General features: G+C 35.8%; 20 protein-coding genes. 5 read left to right on the top strand and 15 right to left on the bottom strand.

The annotated features are described in order from the left end of the window. Positions 1-57: 57 nt before the first annotated feature. On the top strand, positions 58-1,167 hold the full coding sequence (locus M0Q17_RS05805; protein ID WP_295084434.1) for a multiheme c-type cytochrome: 1,110 nt from the start codon (positions 58-60) through the stop codon (positions 1,165-1,167). 137 nt (positions 1,168-1,304) lie between these two features. Here M0Q17_RS05805 and M0Q17_RS05810 read toward each other — a convergent pair whose 3' ends face one another. Next, positions 1,305-2,333, bottom strand: a complete 1,029-nt coding sequence (locus M0Q17_RS05810; RefSeq protein WP_295084437.1) for a dipeptide epimerase — start codon at positions 2,331-2,333, stop codon at positions 1,305-1,307. 171 nt (positions 2,334-2,504) lie between these two features. On the opposite strand from M0Q17_RS05810, the gene M0Q17_RS05815 reads away from it, so the two are divergent. Both M0Q17_RS05815 and M0Q17_RS05820 read left to right on the top strand, forming a co-directional pair. Further along, positions 2,505-4,352 (top strand): mechanosensitive ion channel family protein, encoded by a 1,848-nt coding sequence (locus M0Q17_RS05815; protein WP_295084439.1) that lies wholly within the window; start codon positions 2,505-2,507, stop codon positions 4,350-4,352. Between the two features lie 154 nt (positions 4,353-4,506). Beyond that, positions 4,507-5,769 (top strand): ankyrin repeat domain-containing protein, encoded by a 1,263-nt coding sequence (locus M0Q17_RS05820; RefSeq protein WP_295084441.1) that lies wholly within the window; start codon positions 4,507-4,509, stop codon positions 5,767-5,769. Between the two features lie 124 nt (positions 5,770-5,893). Here M0Q17_RS05820 and M0Q17_RS05825 read toward each other — a convergent pair whose 3' ends face one another. Both M0Q17_RS05825 and M0Q17_RS05830 read right to left on the bottom strand, forming a co-directional pair. Continuing rightward, complete coding sequence (locus M0Q17_RS05825) at positions 5,894-7,027, bottom strand: DUF819 family protein (protein WP_295084444.1); 1,134 nt, start codon at positions 7,025-7,027, stop codon at positions 5,894-5,896. Next, the gene (locus M0Q17_RS05830) at positions 7,024-7,689 is read right to left on the bottom strand and encodes a peptidoglycan recognition family protein (protein ID WP_295084447.1); all 666 of its coding nucleotides are present in this window, start codon (positions 7,687-7,689) and stop codon (positions 7,024-7,026) included. The genes M0Q17_RS05825 and M0Q17_RS05830 overlap by 4 nt, the downstream gene beginning before the upstream one ends. A gap of 56 nt (positions 7,690-7,745) precedes the next feature. On the opposite strand from M0Q17_RS05830, the gene M0Q17_RS05835 reads away from it, so the two are divergent. Continuing rightward, positions 7,746-8,486: a 3'-5' exonuclease gene (locus M0Q17_RS05835; protein ID WP_295084449.1), complete on the top strand. Its 741-nt coding sequence runs from the start codon at positions 7,746-7,748 to the stop codon at positions 8,484-8,486. Here M0Q17_RS05835 and M0Q17_RS05840 read toward each other — a convergent pair. Both M0Q17_RS05840 and M0Q17_RS05845 read right to left on the bottom strand, forming a co-directional pair. Continuing rightward, positions 8,475-9,776, bottom strand: a complete 1,302-nt coding sequence (locus M0Q17_RS05840) for a Na+/H+ antiporter NhaC family protein (RefSeq protein WP_295084452.1) — start codon at positions 9,774-9,776, stop codon at positions 8,475-8,477. The genes M0Q17_RS05835 and M0Q17_RS05840 overlap by 12 nt on opposite strands. An 82-nt stretch (positions 9,777-9,858) precedes the next feature. After that, positions 9,859-10,482, bottom strand: a complete 624-nt coding sequence (locus tag M0Q17_RS05845) for an acyl-CoA acyltransferase (protein WP_295084455.1) — start codon at positions 10,480-10,482, stop codon at positions 9,859-9,861. A gap of 62 nt (positions 10,483-10,544) precedes the next feature. Here M0Q17_RS05845 and M0Q17_RS05850 point away from each other — a divergent pair, with 62 nt between their 5' ends. Continuing rightward, positions 10,545-11,225: a L,D-transpeptidase family protein gene (locus tag M0Q17_RS05850; RefSeq protein ID WP_295084457.1), complete on the top strand. Its 681-nt coding sequence runs from the start codon at positions 10,545-10,547 to the stop codon at positions 11,223-11,225. On the opposite strand, the gene argS is transcribed toward M0Q17_RS05850, so the two are convergent. From argS to M0Q17_RS05900, 10 genes are all read right to left on the bottom strand, one after another. Continuing rightward, the gene (argS, locus tag M0Q17_RS05855) at positions 11,222-12,817 is read right to left on the bottom strand and encodes an arginine--tRNA ligase (RefSeq protein WP_295084460.1); all 1,596 of its coding nucleotides are present in this window, start codon (positions 12,815-12,817) and stop codon (positions 11,222-11,224) included. The genes M0Q17_RS05850 and argS overlap by 4 nt on opposite strands. Positions 12,818-12,820: 3 nt before the next feature. Continuing rightward, complete coding sequence (locus M0Q17_RS05860) at positions 12,821-13,063, bottom strand: twin-arginine translocase TatA/TatE family subunit (protein WP_295084462.1); 243 nt, start codon at positions 13,061-13,063, stop codon at positions 12,821-12,823. An 86-nt stretch (positions 13,064-13,149) separates the two neighbouring features. After that, entirely contained in the window at positions 13,150-13,770 is a 621-nt protein-coding gene (gene gmk, locus M0Q17_RS05865; RefSeq protein WP_295084464.1) for a guanylate kinase, read from the bottom strand. Further along, positions 13,770-15,143 (bottom strand): hypothetical protein, encoded by a 1,374-nt coding sequence (locus M0Q17_RS05870; protein WP_295084467.1) that lies wholly within the window; start codon positions 15,141-15,143, stop codon positions 13,770-13,772. The genes gmk and M0Q17_RS05870 overlap by 1 nt, the downstream gene beginning before the upstream one ends. A 48-nt stretch (positions 15,144-15,191) precedes the next feature. Beyond that, a complete protein-coding gene (gene fliR, locus M0Q17_RS05875) occupies positions 15,192-15,956 on the bottom strand; it encodes a flagellar biosynthetic protein FliR (RefSeq protein ID WP_295084470.1) in 765 nt (254 codons plus the stop codon). Positions 15,957-15,975: 19 nt separating this feature from the next. Then, positions 15,976-16,620: an ABC transporter ATP-binding protein gene (locus tag M0Q17_RS05880; protein ID WP_295084473.1), complete on the bottom strand. Its 645-nt coding sequence runs from the start codon at positions 16,618-16,620 to the stop codon at positions 15,976-15,978. A gap of 14 nt (positions 16,621-16,634) precedes the next feature. Further along, entirely contained in the window at positions 16,635-17,837 is a 1,203-nt protein-coding gene (locus M0Q17_RS05885) for an FAD-dependent oxidoreductase (protein WP_295084477.1), read from the bottom strand. 110 nt (positions 17,838-17,947) lie between these two features. After that, positions 17,948-19,000 (bottom strand): translation elongation factor Ts, encoded by a 1,053-nt coding sequence (gene tsf, locus M0Q17_RS05890; RefSeq protein WP_295084479.1) that lies wholly within the window; start codon positions 18,998-19,000, stop codon positions 17,948-17,950. 2 nt (positions 19,001-19,002) lie between these two features. Then, a complete protein-coding gene (rpsB, locus tag M0Q17_RS05895; RefSeq protein ID WP_295084481.1) occupies positions 19,003-19,788 on the bottom strand; it encodes a 30S ribosomal protein S2 in 786 nt (261 codons plus the stop codon). 186 nt (positions 19,789-19,974) lie between these two features. Next, positions 19,975-20,613, bottom strand: a complete 639-nt coding sequence (locus tag M0Q17_RS05900; protein WP_295084484.1) for a sulfite exporter TauE/SafE family protein — start codon at positions 20,611-20,613, stop codon at positions 19,975-19,977. Positions 20,614-20,645 lie beyond the last annotated feature (32 nt).

A 20,645-nucleotide genomic window follows, 5' to 3' on the forward strand; every position in this document is an offset into this window, starting at 1 on the left:
AAACGAGTAGTTAAAAAGCGTGTTATAATTCAAATCTAATTTCTAAAGGATATATTTATGAAAAAGCTATCTCTTTTTTTATCTATAATTGTCGCTGTTTTTGCAAATGACGCCGTTCATGAGTTTGCGCCTAGCAAAGATTGTCAAAAATGCCATGCTCAAATATATGATGAGTTTTACGGCTCCTTACATGCGAATGCAACACCAGATAAAGATGCAATCCATAAAGCTGTTTGGGACAAACAAGTAGCCATGACAAAAAGCGAACAGTACAGCTGTGGCAAGTGCCACACTCCCACTGCAGACAACTTAGACAAGATGCTCTTACCCACTCAAAAAGCTATGTTTGATGCAAACAATTCAACTCATCAAGAAGCGATTAGCTGTGCTTACTGCCACCGCATAGAGGGCATCGAAAAGCATAAACAGAGCAACACAAACATCATCTCAAAAGAGAAAAAAAGTTACTATGGATCAACTAGAAGCTCTCTTAATTCTCCTTATCATAAAATCATAACCGACGAAAACATAAACTTTAAAAATGGCAATGTCTGCATCGGATGCCATTCGCACAACCTTAACAAAGCAGGTCTAAATCTCTGCTCAACAAACGTAAATGACGAGATGAGCCAAGCAAACTGCGTAAGTTGTCATATGCCAAAAGTAGAGGGAAGTTTTTCCTCCATTATAGAGACAAAAACACACTCTTTTCATGGTTTTGCAGGAGCGCATTACCACTCAGATATGCTTAAAGAGTATGTAAACATATCCATCCTAAGAAATATCGACCACTTTATCATCAACATAGATAACCGAACTTCACATGCGCTTTTGCTTCATCCTATGCGAATGGCAGTTTTAAAAATCAATGTAATAAGAGAGGGCAAAACCATTAAGCTCGAAGATGAAGTTTTTATAAGGGTTATCGGCAAAGACGGCAAACCTTCTATGCCATGGGTGGCGGACACAACTCTAAAAGACACCATGATTGGCGCAAATGAAAAAAGAGAAGTAAAGCGTGAGTTTAAACTTCAAAAAGAGGATAAAGTAAATGTAGTTTTAGGCTGGTTTTTAGTAAATCCAAAAGTCCTTGAAACTCTAGGACTTGAGAAAGAAAAAGTAGCAAAAGAGTTTAAAGTATTTAAGAAGCAGAGCTTTAACTTTTAGTTGATGTTACGCACTAAAACGAACTCGTCCGTTTTAGTGGCAGGGACATCTGTCCCTTGCAACCCCCTAAAGCTACGAAAAACAAATTTTTCGAGATTTACAGGGATTTTGCCATTTTTTACAAAAAGTGCAAAATATCAATTTTTAAATAAAATCTCGCACCCGCTGAAAATAAAATCCAACTCACTTGATGGCTCTTTGTAAAGCAAAGGGCTGTCTAAATCCACATATCTCACAACATCCCTGTAGGCAAATGCCAGATACAGAGCTATGTTTATAGAGTAAGGTCCTTCTAGCATCGAGCCTAACATGCATGTAATGTTATTTTGCCTTGCATACTCCAAAATCTCTATGGCTTTTGTTACTCCACCGCACTTCATAAGCTTGATATTTATCATATTTGCACTTTGCGACTCCATAACTTTTTTAACGTCTTCAAGATTAAAAACCGCCTCATCAGCAAGTATTGGGATGCTTGAGAAGTGTGTAATCTTTTTTAGAGTATCTAAGTCCGCTGCAACCACGGGTTGTTCAATCAGCTCTACTTTTAGATCAAACATATTTTTGATAAACAAAAGTGTGCTCTCAAAATTCCAAGCCTGATTTGCATCAACTAAAATCTCGCATGAAGGCAGCTCCTTTGCTATACGCCTCACAATATCTACAGCATGCAAAACATCACTACCGACTTTAACTTTTAGTATATATTTGCCCTCTTCATACGCCTTTTTTGCGTCTTGCATCATAGCATCAACGGAGTTCAAGCTTATAGTCACATCCGTTTTTATGGGAGTGAGATTTTTTATACCAAAATAACTAGCCATCGTTTGGTTTGTCTCTTTTAGATGCAGAGATATAAACGCCATATCAAGCGCCGCTTTTGCACTTGAACCAATCTTACATGAAGTGTGCAAAAACTCTAAGGCTTCTTTGCATGTAAGAGTTAAAAAGCTTTCCTTTACGCTCTGCACGGACTCAAGAATAATCTCTATATCCTCCCCCGTTATCGCCTTTGTAGCAGGTGCCTCGCCAATACCCACATTACCAGCATCATCCTCCACAAACACTCGCACAAACTCTACATGTGAAGTCTCCCGCAGAGCTGTTTTAAAGGGAGTCTTTAATTCTATCTGTTTTACTTGTGTTGTAATATTTGTTATTTTCATTTGACTAATCAATATCCACCTTTTGCAGAGCCTACTCTTTGCAGCACTCTCATATATTTTAGTTAAAATGTCCCCTATAAACCAGGCAATTACTAACCCGGTAAAAGCCTACTTTTTTTAAAGACTCTAAATTATATCTTTTTTCAAATTCATTTGGTAAAATATAATCCAATGACTAAAATTACAGAGCAAAAGGAGTTACTTATCAAAAAACTAATCATATTTTTAATTTTAACGCTGCCACTCTTGGCTGTAGAATCAAATTTTAAGGAATTGCCTTTTTTATATAAACAGATAGAGCTAATACAACAAATAAACGATAGCAATGCTACTCAAGAAAAAATCATGCTCATGGCACAAGAGCAAAAAAATCTCTATTCACAAAGACTAGATGAGTTTTTAATACATAAAGAGGAGTTTATAAATAACTATAAAACTTTTGATACTCAAATCTTTGCGCTAGAGAAAATTATCAAGCTAAATAAGCGCCTAGAAAACAACTATGCTGTAATAAGGGATGAGGTTTTAGTAAAATCCTACAAACTATTGTATGCTCAAAATAAAATGCTCAAAAATATATTATTAGCTTTAAACGATATGAGTTTTGTAGAGTATCAAGCCTATATGCACGAGATGTTTGCAAAAAACCAAGAGGATATTGCCCCGCTTACTAGTGTTGAGTATTCTGATATTTTAGCCTTAAATCAAGACTCAAAAATCCTACAACAAGCACAACAAAACATAAAAGACTTCTACGCACTCATAGAGATAAATGCTGATGTGTTAAAGTACCTATCTATGTTTGAAAAAAAGATGTATAGACTAAATAAATACTCAAACTTTAACCTCATAAAACCGGTTATCTTTATAAACAATACATCAGTAGCACAGAGCATAAACTCCATCATAGAACCTTATGGTTTTAGTGTTGTAAAGATTATATTTATGATAGTTGTGTCGATTCTTATGTATATTCTTCGCACATATATCTACATCAAGATAGAGTCTTTTATAGTTAAGATAAACTCTTTGAAAAAATACTCTCAGGATATCTTAAATAGCATCAGAAAACTCATGGAAATTATGATGATATTTATAAGTATAGAGATTTTAATCTTTATCTATTATGACTTTTCAGGTGTTGGCAACTTAAGTGAACTCTTTAGAATCTTTTATGCGATTTTACTAACCTTTATAGTCTATAGAGTAATAAATATCGTACTATCTATAAAAATTCAGGAAATGCAAACTGTAGATAAAAAGATAAAAAGAGAAGTTGTAAATGTTGGTATTAAGATAATCAACTTTGTTATTATGATTATTGGTTTTCTTGTTATTCTTTATCTCGCAGGTGTGAATTTAACCGCTGTTCTCTCAGGACTTGGTATCGGTGGTTTGGCTGTGGCGCTTGCATCTAAAGACTCCTTGGCAAACTTTTTTGGAACTCTCTCAATCCTCTTTAGTGATGTTTTTTCTCAAGGAGATTGGATAGTTGTAAATGATTTAGAGGGAACTGTTGTTGAAATTGGTCTTAGGGTTACGACTCTTAGAACCTTTGATAATGCTATTATCGCTATTCCTAACTCTATACTTGCAAACAAAGAGGTCAAAAACTGGAATAAACGCTCACTTGGTCGTAGAATAAAAATGAATCTTGGCATAAAATATAACTCAAAGAGCGAGGATATACGAAATGCCCTTTTGCAGATTCGCCAAATGTTAGAAGCGCATCCTCAAATAGCTACTGAAAATACAAAATATAACTATCAATCAACTAGAAGCTCAAAGCTTGTCTCAAGAGAGGATGAGGTAGGTATAAAAAAGACATTATTTGTATTTCTTGATGAGTTTGCACCCTCAAGCATTAACATTCTTATCTACTGCTTTACAAAGAGTGTAGTTTGGAGCGAGTGGCTTGAAGTAAAAGAGGACATTTTATTTAAAATCATGGAGATTTTAGAGAAAAATTCCTTAGAATTTGCATTTCCATCTATGAGTATTTATAAGGAGTCTGATTAAAAAGAGGGGATTCCTTTACAGGGTGTTATTTTTTAAATTTTTCTTCTAATGTGTAACATAATAAAAATTTTAATATAAAAAAAAGAAATATAACTATTAAAAAAACATCTATATGCTAGAATTCTATTCTGTAAGTTATAAAAAAGGAAAACAGATGTTTATTAAAAGAAATTTTGCTTCAGTCTTGTTGATTGCTGCTTTTGTGTTATTTATTCCTCAACACTCAATGGCCGATGAAAAGGGCAAGAGAATTATAACTATTTTAGATCAAGAAAACATAAGTGACGATTCTATTGAAACGGTTGAGCGCTTGATTAAGGATGGTGCTGATGTTAATACTGTTGATGAAGAAGGTTACACACCTTTGATGTCTGCTTCTGCTGCCGGCAAGAGTGAAGTTATAAAATTGCTTTTGAAAAATGGGGCTGATATTAATGCTGCTAATAATGGTTTTACACCACTGATGTTTGCAGGACGCAGCGGGCATCTAAAAGCTTCAAAGCTTCTTGTTGAAAAAGGTGCAAAAATCAATGTTAAAAACATCTATAATGAGACTTCTCTTCACTGTGCCGCTCAAGGCATGCTTGATGATTTAGTAATATTGCTTGTTAACAAAGGCGCTGATGTTAATGCAAAAGATAAAGATGGCATAACACCTCTTCTTCTTACAACAAAAAATTGGCTTACCAATGCATCATTGTATCTTATAAAAAAAGGTGCTGATATTAATGTAAAAGCCAAAGACGGTAGTACCCCACTGCTTTATGCCTCTAAAAGCTCCTCTTCTGAGCTTGGCGTAAATTTAATCGAAAAAGGTGCTGATGTAAATGTAAAAGATAAAGACGGTAAATCTCCACTCTTTTTTGCTATGGAATTTGATATGCCAAAACTTTTCGAGAAGCTCATAGATAAAGGTGCAAAAACCGATGTAAAAGCTTCTGATGACACTGCTCCTATTTTTTATGCTGCTAAAGATGGGCTAACAAACAGTGTGACTAAATTATTAAAAGACGGGTCTGGGATTAATGAAGAGGACAAGTATGGTAAAACTCCTCTAATTGTTGCTCTTCAGAATTCTAAATCTGATACGGCTGTCTATCTTATAAAAAAAGGTGCGAATGTTAATGCTATAGACAAAGATAAATCAACACCTCTTCTTTATGCAACAAGAGTCGGTCTTTCAGAGGCTTCAATACTTTTAATAAATAGCGGTGCAGATGTAAATGTTGAAGATAAATTTAAAGAAACACCACTTATCAATGCTGCCGAAAAAGGGATGAGTGAAGTTGTTAAACTTTTAATTAAAAAGGGTGCAGATGTTCAAGCCAAAGACAGAGACGGAGAAACGGCTCTTGATTACGCAACTAAAAACAGACATGGAACTGTTGTAAAACTGCTTAAAGAAGCATCTAAATAAAATTTCTGCTTTTTCTCTACACCCAGTTTTTGGGTGTAATTAGCACCGCTTCAATCTTGTTTTTTTTAAAATTGATAAATTTTTAGCAAAAACAGATGATGATAAATAACACAAGTTTATTCCCTCACCCCGCCATCCAAACCAAAACATTCCCAATCGCCAAACCGCCGAAAGTTCCTACTATATAGCCCATTATTGCCATTAAAACGCCGACTCCCACAAGTGCTTTGTTGTAGGTTGCTGCAAGTATAGATGCTGATGCTACGCCGCCTATATTTGAGAGCGAAGCTATGGCGATGCTAAAGAGGTCAAGTCTAAATATCTTAGCGCCTACTACCATTATAAGCGCATGGATAAGCAAGATGCAAAACCCTGCAAAAACATACAAACCTACTCCCTCAAAATTTTCAAAGAGTGCTTTTGAGCCTATTAACGCTATTAACATATAGAGCATTGAAGTTGCTACTTCGCTTGAGCCGTTTAGGCTCTTTAACCTTGTAAATGAGCCTAAAATGCCAAGCATAGTGGCTAAAATAACAGTTGTTGTCGTGTAGTTTAAAAGCACAAATCCGCTTGAAGCTATAAGATTTACCACAAATGCAACAACGATTGATAAAAATATCAAAAGCCAGTATCTCTTTGCTCCTATACTGCAGGCACAACCTATTACACCAAGCTTTGCCATCTGCTCATATGAAGAGGTAAAGGAGTTAAAATGGTGTGCAAATGGGGTTAAAAAAAGCAGAAACATTATCCAGATAGTGTAGTTTACGCTGTCAACTATAAGTGCGTATCCAAATGCTTCTTGTGAGACATCCAAAGCAGAACCGACTGCTACCATATTTGCCACACCTCCCATCCAGCTTCCGCTTAATGCGCCAAAAGCAGATGCCATCTCCTTATCAAAATCAAAAAGAAAGGAGATTACTATAAAAGCAAAAGAGAGTGAAAAAAGTGCCAAAGCGTAAGAGATAAGCAGAGGTTTGCCGAGTTTGAAAAAATCCCTGATATCAACTTGCAACAGCATCAGAAAAAGCATCGCTGGAAGCAGGTTTTGTTTTGTGTTTTTATATATAGCATATATGGCTTCGTTTTGCTCGAACACCCCAAAAGAAGCCAAAAACATGCTAAATATATATATCAACACAAAAGATGGAACATACTTAAAAAACTTCAACCTGCTTTTTTGTTCAAAGAGGCTAATAACGGCAGATAGGAGTGCGAGAACAAAGAGATAAGAAAGAGGCGAGCTAATCATTTATGACCTTGAGTGCAAGGAGCACCTTTAAAACCCTCTATGTTTGCTCTTATCTCCTGCATAAATCTTACAGACGGGTCATCTTTTTTTGTCCTATAGCCTCTGTTTACCTCAAGCCAAAACTCGTTACCTTCAAAACATCTGTATTCGTAATGTCCTATAACATACTCAATTGTAGGAAACTTTGTTTTGAGATAATTTACAAGGAAAATATTTGCCTTTAACTGCTCGTTTGTTAGGTTATCTTTGGAGTTTTGCCCGCCGACATTCTCTATGCCGAGGGAGTTGTAGTTCAGCCCTATAACATGACGCGCCATAAACTCTAGGGGCATCAGCTGATGAATAGTTCCATCTCGCTCAACCATAAAGTGCGCAGAGACATTTAGTGCTCCCCCGCCTTTTATATCAGGTCTATCACTAGGCAAAGTCTGGGATATAAAACGGGAGATAGAGTTATTAAAATCATCTATCGCCGTATGATGGATAACTATGATTTTTGGAACAATTTTTATATCTTTTACCTCTAAATCGTAATGCTCTTTTATATAATCTTTTGTAAGTTCTACCCTAACATCTGAGAACTCTATGGGTGTTTGTTCAATTTTAAGTGCAAAAACAGAGATGGGAATCAAAAAACAAAAAATTATAATAAGATGGTACATGTAAGCCTTTTTAGATAATATTATAGCTTAAAAACTTTTTACGGGATACTTGATAAATGGCAAAATATATTATTTTAGATACTGAAACAACAGGGATAGGCGAATTAGACAGAGTTATCCAGCTTGGATTTATGGTTTTAGGCGAAAAAAAAATTGAGGTTCAAAATGAGTTTTTCAGCTCTGATGTTCCTATTAGTTTTGCAGCCATGGAGGTTCATGGAATCACTCCAAGCATGCTTGTGGGCAAGGGTACATGTAAAGAGAGCAGCTCTTATAAAAGACTCCAAGAGCTAAATATAGACGATAACTATCTTATCATCCATAACGCTCCTTTTGACATGAAAATGCTTGAAAAAGAGGGTTTTAAAACTCAGATGAAAGTTATAGATACACTAAGAGTAGCCAAGCACATGTTTCCTGATGAAGAGGCACATAGACTTCAATACTTTCGCTACAAAATGGGTCTATACACAGAGGAGCAAAAGGAGGCTGATGATTTAGGCGTAACCATAAAAGCTCATGATGCTATCGGTGACGTATTGGTTTTAAAACTCTTTTTAAGCAAGCTAAAAGAGGCTGTTTTAGCACAATTTCCCAAAGAAAATCCAGTTGAGAAGATGGTGGATTTAACACTAACTCCTATACTTATAAAATCATTTAACTTTGGAAAATACAAAGGCAAGACACTACAAGAAGTAGCCCACAGCGACGCAGCATATCTTAGATGGATGTTGAGCGGTATGGAAAACCTTGATGATGATATGCGCTACTCCATAAACAGAGCTTTAGAAAATTAGTCCAAAAAAAACAAACAACACAAACGCAACTCCCCAGCTAATAAATGCGTAAGGGAGTTGTGTATTTGTATGTTCTACCAGCTCACAATCAGTTGCCATCGCCGCTATAATAGTTGTATCTGATATAGGTGAGCAGTGATCCCCAAATACACCACCAGAGATAGCTGCTCCTACGCAAAGAGCGATATTTGCATCCATCGAAACTGCCATAGGAAGAGCAATGGGAATCATGATGCTAAATGTCCCCCAGCTTGTTCCTGTTGATAAAGAGATAAGAGAAGCTATTATAAAAATTACAGCTGCCAAAAAAGAGACGCTTAGGTTTTCATTTACCAATGAAGCTAAAAAATGACCTGTTTTTAACTGTGTAGTCATATCTCCTATGCCAAAAGCAAAAAGAAGTATGAGTGCTATCGGCACAAGTTTTAACGCCCCCTTAAAAGCTGTTTTGCTCCATAGAGAAAGAGTCATGTTTTTTGTACCGACAAAGTAAAAGAGTGTAAAAATAAGCGTAAATAGCATCGTGTAAAAAATTGAACTAGAACCGTTTCCTCTTAAAATATCTCCATCCCCGGTTATATACAAAAACAGAAAAACAGATAAGACCATTAAAAAAATCGGCAAAAGCATATAAAACATGGTTGCCCCGTCCCTGCTAGCAATCTCCTCATTTTTAGGCTTGTGCTTTGCCCTTTTCATAGCGCCTATGTCTATATTAAACCATATCGCCACAAAGGTAACCACAAGAGCGACTATTGCATAAAAATTGTATAAAACGCTCTTTAAGAGAAGGTCTAGTGCATCAAGATTTAAGGTGCCCAAAGATATTTGTGTAGTTATAAGCCCCAAAAGAAGTGCGCCCCATCCATTTAGGATAATAAGTGAGCTAACAGGAGCCGCAGTCGAATCGCAGACAAAGGCTAGTTTTGCACTAGGAATTTTATATTTATAACAAAAAGGTTTTCCGACTGCACCGGCAATCAGAGAGGTAATGGTTGACTCTATAAAGATAAAAATCCCTATGATGTAGCTCAAAACCAAAGCAGAACGTCCAGATTTTACCAGCCCTGTTTTATGCTGCATAAAATCTACAAAACCCTCTATTCCACCTGATTTTTCAATTAATGCCATTATGCTTCCAACCAAAATCGCAAAAGCTAATGTTTCTAATATCCAAGCTTCAGATACTAAAGAGATAAATAGGGAAAATATATTTTCAATGGAGGGAAGAAGCGAAAAATCATTTAGTACAAAAGCACCCAGCACTATTCCACCAAAAAGCGACAACATTACGTTTTTTGTGTATAGTGCTAAGATAATAGCAAGGAGCGATGGAAAAACAGATAAAGCAGAGAGTTCTATGTTAAACCAATCAAAATTCTATAGATAATAAAACCAAACCGGGTCTGCCGAAAATCTCTTTATAAGGTTCGCACTCTTTTTGCTTAACCTCTTTAAACCCTAGTTTTTTATAATATAAAAGAGTCTCTAGTGAGCCGATTTCTACTATAGTTTGAGCTATACGGTAGCCTTTTAGTCTTGCACTCAAAAGACTTTTATGCATAAGCGCTTTTAAGATGCCAACATCCATAAAACCCTCTAACTCCTCCATATAATCAAAGATTAATGTTCTGGTATTTAAAACAAATCCACAAATATTCATAAGACCAAAATACTCGCTCTCCTCGCCATCAATACCAATCTCGCTAAGAGCCTCCATAAACACCTCTTGCGTAGAAATCCTAGGCTCATAGCTACAAAGAGATCCTACACTTTTACCGTCTATCTCTGCAATTAAAAAATTACTATAATGACAACTTGATTTTGCCTTTGTATATGTTAATTTTTCTAAATAGTTCAGAACTTCTTTATCATTGTTTACTTTAAAAATCAAATCATAGATTCCGATTTTTTTATCAGCTCTAGTGCTTTGCAAAATCATCTGTGCCAAAAAAGGTGCATCTTCACTAGTAGCTTTTCTTATATTTATACTCATAAAATCTTTTCCATTTCTAAAAAATTAACCTGCTTCATATTTTGGTAATAGTAACATACTTTATGGTAAAAAGTTTCTTAATTATTATAATTTCTCAAATGTTTGTTTTTGCGGGCGAACAAATCATTTTAGTCATTGGCGATGACTATAATTCCACTAAAGCAAAGCTGTTCTGTTTTGAGGACGGGGTGCAGGTTTTTGACACGTTTGAAGTGAATGTAGGAGCGCGTGGTTTTGGGCATGGAGTGGGTAAAACCCAGCTTTTAGGCACAAAAATGGAGCCTATGAAATATGAGGGTGACAAAAAAGCACCGATAGGAATATTTACGCTTGATTTTATATTTGGCTATGAAGAAAATTTGAAATTTAAGATGCCATATACTTTTGCGCAAAAAGATTTGATTTGTGTAGATGACTCCAACTCTGATTTTTACAATCAAATCATAAAAAAGCCAAAAGATATGCCAAAGAGCTTTGAAGAGATTAGAAGAGACGACGGACAATATGAATTGGGAATTGTCGTAGGACACAACAAAAAGCAGCTTAAAAAAAGAGGCTCTTGTATATTTATACATGTTCAAAAAGAAAAAGATGCGCCAACTTCAGGATGTACATCCATGACTCTTGAAGAGATTAAAAAAATAGCTTCTTGGCTTGATGAGAGTAAAAATCCGATTTTATTGCAAATTACAAAATTTCAATTAGAAGAAGCCTTAAAGCTATATCCTAGCCTTAAGTTCTAATCTTCCTCTTTTGTCATGTAGTCTTTGGCCGTTATCCCCATTAAAGAGAGACCGGTGCGAAGAGATAATCCCACAACCATTAAGAGTTTTAGGAGCTTTGCCTCATCCTCTGTTCCAATTATTCTGCAGTCATAGTAAAACTTATGCAAAGATGCGGCAAGTGATTTTAGATATTCGGGAAGTTTTTGAACCTGCCTTGAACTAAAAGCATCTTCAATAATTTCAGGCAAAAGCAATGCATCAAACATCAACATATCTGCATTTTCACCTAAATTTTTCAGAGTTGCAGACATTATCTCATCTTCGCTCAAATCGCTCTTTGAGATAATAGTTTTTATTCTTGCATGTGCATACTGGATATAAAAAATAGGATTTGAACTATCCTGCTTTTTAAACTCCGAGAGATCAAACTCCAAAGCCGTATCACTCTTTTTTGAAGCAAAGATAAATCTTAGAGCATCAGCTCCTATCTCCTCAACTATATCGCTCATAAGTATAACATTACCAGCACGCTTACTCATTTTATAAGGCTCGCCATCTTTTAATAAACTTACCATTTGAGAGAGTAAAACTTCCAGTTTTGCACTCTCATAGCCTAAAAATTCAACTGCTGCTTTTACTCTTGCGATATATCCGTGATGATCAGCTCCCCAGATATTTATATAGTGCTCATATCCGCGCTCAAACTTTTGGTTATGATAGACTATATCGCCGGCAAGATATGTTGGACGACCATCTTCACGAACAACAACCCTGTCTGAATCATCACTTTTTTGACTTGATGCTATAAAAACTTTATCCTCTTTTTTATAGATGCCATCGCCCATTTTGACCATAACTCTATCCCAATCTTTATAAAGAGATGACTCATACACAAAAGTGTCAAAAAAGATATTTGTAGCCGCCAAATCTTTTTTAATAATCTCCATAACACCGTCTTTTGCCCAAAGTGCCAGCTCTTTTTGGCGAGACTCATCACTCAAAATCTCAATGCCAAACTTCACTACAGCATCCTGTGCCAGCGGTGCTAGATAATCACCTCTATAGTAACTCTGCGGGTACTCAACACTCTCTTTGAGTATACTCTCACGCCCATAAAGCTGGATAGAAAGTCCTAACAAATCAATCTGGTTGCCTGCATCATTTACATAATACTCGGCAGTTATGTCATACCCTAGATGCTTTGCTAATCTATAAAGAGTATCCCCATAAACTGCGCCTCTTGCATGTCCAATATGAAGCGGCCCCGTTGGATTTGCACTTACAAACTCCAAAAGAATCTTCTCATTTTTTTCCTGCTTGGCAAACTGATCTGGATTTTTTAGTGCCCAAGCAGCATATTCGTTTAAAAAGTTCTCGCTAAGACGAAAATTGAGATACCCTTTTACGGAGTCAACACTGCTAAAAAAATCAGATTCGTTAAAGGAGGAGGCTAACTCCTCGGCTATTTTCATAGGAGACTCTCTAAGTTCCTTTGCCATTGAGAAAGCAATGGGTGTAGCAAAGTGACCAAAAGAGCGGTCACGAGGCTTCTCTAAAACAACTTCACGACCAAACTTTTCACGCAAAAGCGCCGATACTCGTTGTTTCAAAAGTTACGCTTGTTCTGTGGTTTTTGGAGCTTCTTTTGAAGCAACTTCATCACTAGATTCTACTTTTTTTGGAGTCTCCGTTGATGCAGTTTTTATCTCTTCATCATCGTCATTTTTCATCTCAGCTTTAAAGTTTTTGATTCCTTTACCGAGTCCTTTTGCTAATTCAGGTATCTTTTTTGCACCAAAAAGTAAAACCACGATTGCTAAGATTATTAACAGTTCTTGTCCGCCAGGCATTCCCATTTTTATTCCTTATATATTTTAAGTCCGAAATTATAACTAAATTTGCTGTAACTTCTCTTATTGTAACTCTATTATTTTCTTCTTGATTATATATCTTCCCATTTTCTTACAAAATCATTTATCTCATTACCGGGAATTTTTACTCTTGCCGCATTTGCTATGATTTTAAGAGTATCTGCTGCTTCCTTGAAGTTGTCGTTTACAATAAGAAAATCATACTCGCTGATTCTTTGTATCTCTCTTTTTGCCATATCTATACGACGATCAATAACCTCTTGAGAATCCGTAGAGCGCTCTTGGAGACGCTTTTTTAATTCAGAGAGTGTCGGGGGAGAGATAAATACAGACGTTGTTATGTCGCCGAGTCTGTTTATGATAGTTGCGTTTCCCTGCACATCTATATCAAAGATGACCAATTTAGCGTTTTTGAGCGCCTCTTTTACAGGTTTTATTGATGTGCCGTAGTAATTACCATGCACAAAAGCGTACTCTAAAAACAGCTCCTCTTCTATATCTTTCTTAAACTCTACCTCATCCACAAAATAGTAGTGTACTCCATCTACCTCGCCTTCTCTAGCAGGGCGTGTAGTAGTGGATATTGAAAAATAGCACTCCCCGATATCACCTATTATCTCATTTAATAAAGAGCTCTTTCCTGCTCCGCTAGGACCTGAAAGAACTAAAATTGCTCCTGATTTGTGATTCATCACTTCTCGCCTATAGTTATGTTTATGCTTATTTTCATCCCTTTAAGTGAAGCCGCTACGTCCTCATTTGTCAATGCTTTTAATAGTTTCTTTAGAGCCTCGACTCCCTCATCAGAAGCATCTTTTGACTCCTCTTTTTTACTTGGCAAACCTTTAGCATCTGACTCTTGTGCCTCTTTTAAAACTTCTTCATCTGCGTTATCCGCATCTTCAAACTGCTCTGGCTCTACCTCTTCGCCTATAGCAAGCTTTAAATCTCTACTTGTTAGAGAGTCGATATCTAACAAGATATCTTCATCTATTTCACTCTGCAAATCTTCATTACTAAGCTCTTGAACCGCTTCGTGGATTTGTGATTCTAAATCATTTTCATCAAATTCTTCATCCTCAAAATTTAACTCATTCTCTTCAAACATATCCTCTTCTTCAAGCACCTCTTCTTCAGACTCCAACTCTTCTTCATCCACTTTTAAATCTTCTTCTGATGCTAACTCTTCATCCTCAAGATTTAACTCATCTTCTTCTTCAGGTTCCGACTCTTCATCCTCAAAATTCAACTCATCTTCTTCAGGCTCCGACTCTTCATCCTCAAAATTCAACTCGTCTTCTTCTTCTTCTTCAAACGCGTCTTCTTCAGACTCCAACTCTTCTTCATCCACTTTCAAATCTTCTTCTGATGCTAACTCTTCATCCTCAAGATTTAACTCATCCTCTTCTTCAGACTCTAACTCTTCATCCTCAAAATCTATATCTTCATCTTCAGATTCCGACTCTTGGGCTTCCGTCTCTTCTAAAAGATTTTGCACCTCTTGGAGCTCATCTTTATCTAAGATATTAATTTCTGCTTCATCTTCATCTTCATCTTCATCTTCAAATTCGGCTTCAAGTTCGTCTTCGAGTTCATCTTCAGCTTCGTCTTCAAGTTCATCTTCGTCTTCAAGTTCATCTTCAGCTTCAAGTTCGTCTATTTCACCAAAATCCTCATCATCAAGAGCAAAAGCATCTTCTTTGTCTATATCATGGCTCTCTTGCGCCTTTGCTTCATCCGCTTTATTTATCTCTTTTGCGAAAGAGATAAGTGTCTCAACCAAATCCGTAGGTAAAAAAGGTTTTTGCATGGTTTTTGTAAAACCTTCTACCACTTTAGCATCTTTTGCATAGATAAAAAGAGAGCTATTACACTCTATTTTAGTATTTACCTCTTTTAACAACTCTTCGCTATATATGCCATCATCTACAATTAAAAGGTCATAAAATATTGACTCTATCTCTTCAGGGTTCTCTGCTTTGTCTAACTCATCCGAAGTTTTTTGCACACTCAGAGTTACTAGCTTATTGACAACTGGATTATTATTTAACAGTAAAATTTTCATTACAGGTTCCCCTTGACGGCTCTTTTGACATTATTGTATCAAAAAAAACTAAAAAAACGTCTCTAAAAAGTTAAAAGCTCCTAGCATCTGAGACTTTAAAATCAACATAGTTGCGCTTAGAGTTGCAATTAAAACAACAAAGGAGACCATGATTTTTATCGGGAAACCGATAACAAGAAGGTTGAATTGCGGCATTGTTTTCATAAGCATTCCAAATATAACATCTGCAAGCCACGAAAGGGCGATAATTGGGAATGCAATCATAAATCCGACCATAAACATGTTGGATGTAGCCATGATGATATACTTGAAAAGATTCTCACTCATCAAAAAGCCTCCTAGAGGAATATTGTGAAGAGAGCTGTCAATAAAAAGCAGCATCCAGTGATGCATATCTATCGAAAAAAGTATCATTAGTGCAATAAGAGATAAAAATTGTGAAATAATAGGCATAGAGATTCCAGATTGCGGGTCTATCGCGCTAGCCATTGAGAAACCCATCATAAACGATATCTGTCCACCGGCAAAGGTTATGGCATTAAACGCTATCTGAAGAACTATTCCTATCGCCAAACCAAAAAAAAGTTCGCTTAAAATTGCCAAAAAAATATTTGGCATGTTTATTTGTATCGCAAGAGGCGGCATAGAGGAGTAAAAGACTATAGTAAAAAAGAATGCTAGTGATGCTTTTATACTCATTGGAATACTATTATGAGAGAAGATGGGTACAGCCATAAAAAGTGCACCGAATCTAAAAAACAGAAGTATAAAACCGACTATGTATGTATCACTAAAGATTTCTGTCCAAGCCATTGTCAGGTCCCTTCTAAAATCAACTAACTCTTACTAGCGCTTTATCTATTAGTTTATAAACATTATCGCATCTGTGCGCAAGATCTTCGTCATGAGTTACTAAAACCATCCCTGCTTTGCGCTCTTTGATATATTCAAAAAATATATCCATTACCTCATTTGCCGTAAGTTTGTCCAAGTTTCCAGTCGGCTCATCTACAAAAAGAATCTTAGGCTGTTTTGTAAGCACTCTAGCGATAGATACTCTTTGCTGCTGACCGCCTGAGAGTTCAGTAACTTTTTGATTTATTACCTTATCGATTTTTAATCTTTTTAAAAGATTTTCATCAATATCTTGTTGCGAGAGTATTGCAGCAATCTCCAAATTTTCCAAAGAGCTAAAGCCTTTAAAAAGATAGTGAGACTGAAAAACAAGTCCCAATTCATCTCTTTTGATTTGCGATAATCTCTTTTTACTCATACCTGAGACATCTTCGCCAAAAAGAGATACAACTCCCTCATCGGGCTTTAAAAGTGTTGATAAAATATTAAGCAGGGTTGATTTTCCGCTTCCGCTTATACCTATAATAGCTACAGACTCCCCCTCTTGTAAATCGAGTGAAATATCATTGAATAGCTCATAATCAAAACTGTGTGATAAATTTTTTGCAGATAGTAAATTCATAAAGGGATTATAACCTATTTTTCATCACAAAATATCTTTTTATAGCCTCTGCCTGATTGAATATCTAAGCTTTTTTCGTAAACCCTCTCAACTAATTTTTTCATTATATAGGCAAAATAACCGCTAAAATAAAAACCAAATATTTTAGCTACAGCGTAATCTCTTCCTAGTGCAATTAGGATTCCGCGAGATTTTATTTTATGCGCTATTAAAGGTTTTGTTTCTATTAGTCTATTTATATTTTTAACGCAAACATCAGCCATCTGCTCCGCTATATCTGCCGTTGGAGCCAAAACCTTGCCGTTGTCATAGATAGTTGTGCAGTCGCCTATAGCAAAAACATTACTATAATTTTGTGTTTGAAGATGGCTATTTGAAACTATATATCCCCTCTCATTTTTATCCAAATCAAGTGTATGCACTAAAGAGTTTGGCTCAATTCCGCCAGCAAATATCATAAAATCCATAAGCAATACTTTTCCACTGCTAAGTTTTACGCTACTTTGCGTTATCTCAACAACCTTTTGATTGCTTTTAATAACTATCTCTAACTTTTTTAATCTTTTTTCTGTTTTTTTTACAAGATATTTATCCAGCCCAAAGAGTACATGCTCATGGGCATTTATAAGGACTATATTTAACTTTCTGCATATAAAATTATTTTTACGGTAAAACTCCTTTGAAAATGATGCCATTTGCGCCGCTATCTCTACTCCGCTAAGTCCTCCACCTGCAACTATAATGTTGATTGGCTTGCAGTTGGTTCCACTCTCTTGGACTCTATTAAAAAGCGACATCTCAAATTTTTGCTTAAAATACATAGCACGATAGAGAGCTTTTACTCCATAAGCATACTCGCGTAATCCAATTACATTGGACAAGTATCTAGTACGTGCGCCAACAGCAATTACAAGGTAGTCATAGCTGTATCTTTGAATGGAGGTAATGACTTTTTTGTTTTTAAAATCAACGCTGTTAACATATTGCTTTAAGAATGTTACATTGCCGTCAAATCCGCTACAAAAAGTAAAAAGATCAACACTTACCTGTGCAAAATCTTCTTCGTTTGCTATTAAATCATAAACTTCAGTTTGTGCAAAATGGTAGGAATTTTTATCTAAAAGAATTATCTCATTTTGGGGATTTTTTGCGAGTTTCTTGACAGTGCGCAGACCGCCGTATCCTCCGCCGATGACAATGATTTTATTTTTATTCAAAATGTACCCTTAATGGTTATTTGAAAAAATTATATCATTTTTGATTTGTATAGTTGGATAATATTGGAATTTTGATTGTTATTTATAGCAGAGGAGTTAAGGATCTCTCCTTAACTCATTTGAGCAGCGACTTCTGCAGCGAAGTCATCTACTTTTTTCTCTATTCCCTCACCGACTTCAAAACGAACAAAGTCAACGATTTCAGCAGTTCCGCCAAGTTTTTTAGCTTCTGCCTCAACAGCCTGAGCGACTGTCATTTTGTCATCTAGAACATAAGTTTGGTCTAGTAGTGCAAGTTCTTTATCTAAAGTCGTATTGTCATCTATAAAACGAGCAAGTGAACCTGGAATAATTTTATCCCAAATTTGTTCAGGCTTGCCTTGAGCTTTTAGAGTTGCTTTGATATCTGCTTCAGCTTGAGCTAAAACTGCATCAGTCAATTGACTCATAGAGATATATTGAGGTACATTTTTAAGAGGTTTTTTAAGACGAGCAAGCTCCTCATTATCTTTTTTGATAGTCTCTATTCTACCGATTGTCTCAGCTTGTACGAAATCAGCGTCAAAATCTTTAAAAGATAGTGTAGTCGGTTTCATAGCAGATGCATGCATAGCAACATTTTTAAGCATTGGAACTAATCCCTCTGCTGTTTTTTTGCTATCACATTTTGCTAAAACAATAACTGCAATACGATTGTTTGAGTGAATATAACCGTTTAATGCAACAGTTTCATCATCAGCCTTGAGTGTAGCAAAACGACGAATATCTATCTTCTCGCCGATTTTTGCAACTGCTTCTGAGAAGTATGAACCAAAAGATGTTGCTTTTAAATTTTCTACATCAGAGGGAGAAGTAGAGTAAACCTCTTCTGTTGTTTTAAGAACTAGATTTTGAAAGCCCTCATTTTGAGCGACAAAATCCGTCTCAGAGTTGATTTCAACTATTGTAGCTTGAGAAAAATCATCTGCAAGTTTAAAACCTACAAGACCCTCAGCAGCAACTCTATCAGCTTTTTTAGCTGATTGAGCGATACCTCTCTCTTTTAGCCACTCTGTTGCTTTTTGCATATCTGCATTACACTCAACTAAAGCTTTTTTACAATCCATCATAGGTGCATCAGTTGCTTGACGCAACTCTTTTACCATTGCTGCTGTAACTGACATAATTACGCTTCCTCTTTTTCTAAATCTTCTACTTCAGATACTTCAGTATCTTCAGCAGCAACAGACTCCTCTGCCGCTAATTCTTCTTCAACACCAATTTTCCCGCCATCTTTTAGAGCCTTGCCCTCATTGATAGCTTCTGTCATTTCACGACAAAACAGTTGAATAGAACGGATAGCATCATCATTTCCAGGAATTGGGTAAGTGATAAGGTCAGGGTCACAGTTTGTGTCAAGTGGAGCAACAACTGGAATACCTAAACAACGAGCTTCTAAAACAGCGATGTGTTCTTTAACTGCATCAACAATAAAAAGCATATCAGGAAGTTTTTTCATATCACGAATACCGCCAAAATATGATTCTAACTTCTCTTTTTGACGAGTAAGCATAAGTGCTTCTTTTTTCGTTAAAAGATCAATTTGACCATTTTCTTGCATCTCAGAGATAACATCAAGTTTACGGATACTTTTTTGAATAGTAGGGAAGTTAGTAAGCATACCGCCTAACCATCTGTTGTCAACGTAAGGCATTCCACATGCGATTGCCGCATCTCTTACTGATTGACGTGCTTGTTTTTTTGTTCCAACAAAAAGAACAGTTTGACCCTCTGCTGCAGCATCTACAACGATTTGGTACGTGTTACGGAAATAACGTAATGTTTTTTGTAAATCTATTATATAGATATTTTTACGAACACCGAAGATATATTTTTTCATTTTCGGGTTCCAACGACGTGTTTGGTGTCCGAAGTGTACACCACACTCTAATAGGTCTTTCATAGTTACCATTCAAGGTCCTTTAAGGGCATTTTTCAGCCAGAATTTTTATCAGTTAGTTTTGGCAATGTCGAACAATTATTCCCTAAAAAAGGAGTTGCACTGATTTTTTGACACATACCTGTTAATATTTTCATGAGCATATTAGCAAAAGAAAAATCCGCGAATTATACTCAATAAATATTTAAGTTAAGCTTTTTATAGTTTCAAATGTTGATAGTAAACTAAAAATCCTATGATAATTAACAATAATGAAGCAAAAATTTCTATATGCTTTTTATATTTTGCTAATTGCACAGTAATACTTGAGCTTATTTTGAAGATAAATAAGTAAAAAAACAAAAATGGTATCAAAACTACACCTAAACCAAAAGAGATACCATACAGTAGCGAAGTGCTAAAATCTGCAGTTGTAGAACTTAGTAAAACAAGAGACATCATAGGAGCACAAAAACTAAAAGAACTAAAAAACCCGATTCCTAGATATCCTAAAGTAGATACTTTTGAATTTGTGCAATCCTTTATGCAGGATTTTTTAGCTCTTAGGGCTGTAAAAAAAAGCCAACTACCAAGCAAAATGATAAAAGCACCTAATATTTGTGAAAAAAAAGAATTTTCAATCATAGATTTGACTAAACTAGCTCCAAAAAAAGCTAAAACTGCTATGAGAGTATAAGCAACTACTTTAGCTCCAAAAAACTGAACTAAAATTTTCATAGTTCTTGATTTATCTTCTCCATTCGCTAGTAAAATAGGACTCATTACAGGCATACAACTAATAGCGCAAGCAGTTGCCCCTAATTGCAAACCCATAAAAAATATAGTTAGAAATATCATTTGCTATACTCGTAAATATATGATTTCATTTT

The sequence above is a fragment of the Sulfurimonas sp. genome (assembly GCF_023229105.1).
In the GTDB taxonomy this organism is placed as follows: Bacteria; Campylobacterota; Campylobacteria; order Campylobacterales; family Sulfurimonadaceae; genus Sulfurimonas.